Origin of the sequence: Polaromonas sp., from assembly GCF_018780625.1 — a bacterium.
Lineage (GTDB): Bacteria > Pseudomonadota > Gammaproteobacteria > Burkholderiales > Burkholderiaceae_C > Polaromonas.
The window spans coordinates 1-2,927 of the sequence record NZ_JADMJK010000232.1 but is presented as its reverse complement, the minus strand read 5'-3'; the positions used below and the strand labels follow the sequence as shown (position 1 = coordinate 2,927).

Here is a 2,927-nt window from a genome sequence, read left to right as displayed (position 1 = left end):
TTCCGCTTCACGGGGATTACCTTCATTTTTTGAATCCAGCGCCGGGTCGGCACCGTATGGCTGGTACACATCTCATTACAGGCTGTGTCTAACCTCCCACCCCACCAGGACCGCTATGACCCCGAAATTTGCAACCCCTTTGATCGCCGCCTGCGCTGCGGTGTTTTGCGCCGGTGCGCAGGCCGACACCGGAAAACTGCTGCTGACCGGCGGTGTCAGCACCATTGAAGGCGCCGCCGGCGGGGGACTGACGCCATGGGCCGTGATTGGCAGCAACGCCACCGAGGGTGAAATCGGCGGCTCGGCCTACGCCACCCGTGTCAACACCAAGGACTACGGACTGAACGTCCATGGCGCAGCGCTCGGGATTCATGACCGCGTCGAGCTGTCGATAGCGCAGCAGGACTTCAACACCCGCGCCACCGGCACGGCGCTGGGCCTGCCGGGCCTGCACCTGAAGCAAACCGTGGTGGGCGCCAAGGTGCGCGTGCTGGGCGACGCCGTGCTCGACAGCGACACCTTGATGCCGCAAGTGGCGGTGGGCGTGCAGTACCGGGCGCTGGGCTCGACCGGGCTGGACGGCACGCTCAATGCGCTGGGCGCCAAGCGCCATGGCACTGATGTGTATGTCAGCGCCACCAAGCTGTTTCTGGGCCAGAGCCTGCTGCTGAACGGCACGCTGCGCGCCACCAAGGCCAACCAGAACGGCTTGCTGGGCTATGGCGCCACGCTGGGCGGGGACGAGAGCAAGTACAGCTTGCAGCCCGAGTTCTCGGTGGCCTACCTGGTCAGTAAAAACGTGGCGGTGGGGGCCGAATACCGCGTCATGCGCAACAAACTGCAAACCGCAGGCCAGGCGGCGGGCCTGGGCAACGGGCTGCGTGCCAGCGACTGGAAAGACATTTTCATTGCATGGGCGCCGACCAAAAACCTCTCTTTGACGCTGGCCTACGTGGACCTGGGCGTGATCGTTCCGGCCACCACGGCCAGCCGCAAGCAGACCGGCTACTACCTGTCGGCCCAGATCGCCTTTTAAATCCCGCCAACCACACCCATCAAGGAACGAACATGAAAAAATCCCTGCTCTCTTTTACCTTGGCCGCAGCCGGCCTTCTGATGACCAGCGCCGCGCTGGCGCAATCCGCCCCCGGCGACCAGCTCTATAAAGCCCTCGGCGAAAAAGCCGGTCTGGTGCTGCTGATGGACGACTTCATGACGCGGCTGCTGGCCGATCCGCGCACTGGCCCGCACTTCAAGCCCGCCAACCAGCAGCACATCAAGGCGCAGCTGGTGGACCAGCTGTGCGCGCTGGGCGGCGGCCCCTGCGTTTACAAAGGCGCTGACATGAAAACCTCGCACGCCGAGTTGGACATCAAAAAGTCAGACTTTCATGCGCTGGTCGAGGTGCTGCAGCTCAGCATGGAAGCCAAAGGCATTGCGTTTGCCACGCAAAACCAGATGCTGGCCCTGCTGGCACCGATGCACCGCGACATCATCACGCCCAAGTGAACGCTGCACGCGACAGCGCACCACACCACCAGACCGCCATGAAAAAAACACTGCTCACCCTCTTACTTTGCACCCTGGCCAGCTGGGCCTCAGCCGGGAACCTCACGGTCTCCGTGATCGACAAGGAAGGCAAGCCGGTGGCCGATGCGGTGGTGGTGGTCATCCCCGCCAACAAAACCGTGCTGCCCAAAATTGCGTTGCCGCCTGAAGCCAGCATCACCCAGGAAAAGATGCAGTTCCTGCCCGCCGTAACGCTGGTGCCGGTGGGCGCCAAGGTGCGCTTTATCAACAACGATGCATGGGACCACCATGTCCGCAGCTCGCCCGCGGGCATGGGCCAGTTCAACGCCAGCAACGCCGGGTTTGAACTGCGCCTGGAAGGAAAATCCGAAGGCAAACCCGCCAAACCCACCGACATCAGGCTCGACAAGGCCGGCGTCATGGGCGCCACGCTGATGGGCTGCTTCATTCACGGCTCCATGCGCGGCTATGTCTATGCCAGCGAGTCACCGTGGGCCAGCAAAACCAGCGCGGAGGGCCTGGCTATTTTTGAAGACCTGCCAGACGGTGCGGCACAGATCAGGGTCTGGCAGGCGGACCAGTTGCTGGACCTGGCGCCGCAGCAAGCCACCGTGGGCGCGACGCTGTCCAAGAGCGTCGTGCAGCTGTCGGTGGTGCCGCGGCGGCGCAGACTTTAAAAAGGGCCTGCAAAACATCTCGCCTGTGGCGTCCCAAGGGCGACTGCCGGGCGCGGCCCGCCGGGCTTACAGTGCGGGCATGAACCACCCACCCCTGACCTGCTTTAGCCTCACCACCACCGATCATGTAGCCCACCTGGTGCTCAATCGCCCCGAGGCGATGAACACCATGCACCCGACCTTCTGGCGCGAGCTGGGCCAGGCGCTGGCGCACATCCACAAGACTGGTGAAGCGCGCGTGCTGGTGATCTCCAGCACCGGCAAGCACTTCAGCGCGGGCATGGCGCTGGAAACCTTTGGCGGCGATATCGCCATGGACGACCAGAGCCCCGAAGGCCGCGCGGCCATCTTTGACCTGCTGGCCGGCATGCAGGCCACCTTCACCCAACTGGAGACGCTGCGCATTCCGGTGATTGCGGCGATCCAGGGCGCCTGCATTGGCGGCGCGGTCGACATGGTGAGCGCCTGCTGCATCCGCTATGCCAGCCCCGAGACGTTTTTTTGCATCCAGGAAATCAACATCGGCATGGTGGCCGACGTGGGCACGCTGCAGCGCCTGCCCAAGCTGATCCCGCTGGCGCTGGTGAAAGAGCTGGCCTACACCGGCCGCAAGCTGGGCGCGACCCGGGCGCTGGCGTGCGGCCTGGTCAACGAGGTGTTTGACTCGCCCGAGGCGATGCTGGCTGGTGCGCTGCAATGCGCCAAAGAGATTGCCGCCAA

General features: G+C 63.9%; 4 protein-coding genes. All 4 read left to right on the top strand.

The genetic code is table 11. From position 1 onward, the window contains the following. Positions 1–115: 115 nt before the first annotated feature. A complete protein-coding gene (locus tag IV091_RS16575; RefSeq protein ID WP_293470360.1) occupies positions 116–1,036 on the top strand; it encodes a DUF3034 family protein in 921 nt (306 codons plus the stop codon). Positions 1,037–1,068: 32 nt separating this feature from the next. Further along, on the top strand, positions 1,069–1,509 hold the full coding sequence (locus IV091_RS16570; protein WP_293470359.1) for a group 1 truncated hemoglobin: 441 nt from the start codon (positions 1,069–1,071) through the stop codon (positions 1,507–1,509). 38 nt (positions 1,510–1,547) lie between these two features. Continuing rightward, the gene (locus IV091_RS16565) at positions 1,548–2,207 is read left to right on the top strand and encodes a plastocyanin (protein WP_293470358.1); all 660 of its coding nucleotides are present in this window, start codon (positions 1,548–1,550) and stop codon (positions 2,205–2,207) included. A 79-nt stretch (positions 2,208–2,286) separates the two neighbouring features. After that, a partial coding sequence (locus IV091_RS16560; protein WP_293470357.1) for an enoyl-CoA hydratase-related protein occupies positions 2,287–2,927 on the top strand: 641 nt, incomplete at its 3' end.

Bases quoted from the DNA above. Each gene is read 5' to 3' on its own strand.
- IV091_RS16565 (WP_293470358.1), top strand. From the start codon at position 1,548: ATGAAAAAAACACTGCTCACCCTCTTACTTTGCACCCTGGCCAGCTGG.
- IV091_RS16570 (WP_293470359.1), top strand. From the start codon at position 1,069: ATGAAAAAATCCCTGCTCTCTTTTACCTTGGCCGCAGCCGGCCTTCTG.
- IV091_RS16575 (WP_293470360.1), top strand. From the start codon at position 116: ATGACCCCGAAATTTGCAACCCCTTTGATCGCCGCCTGCGCTGCGGTG.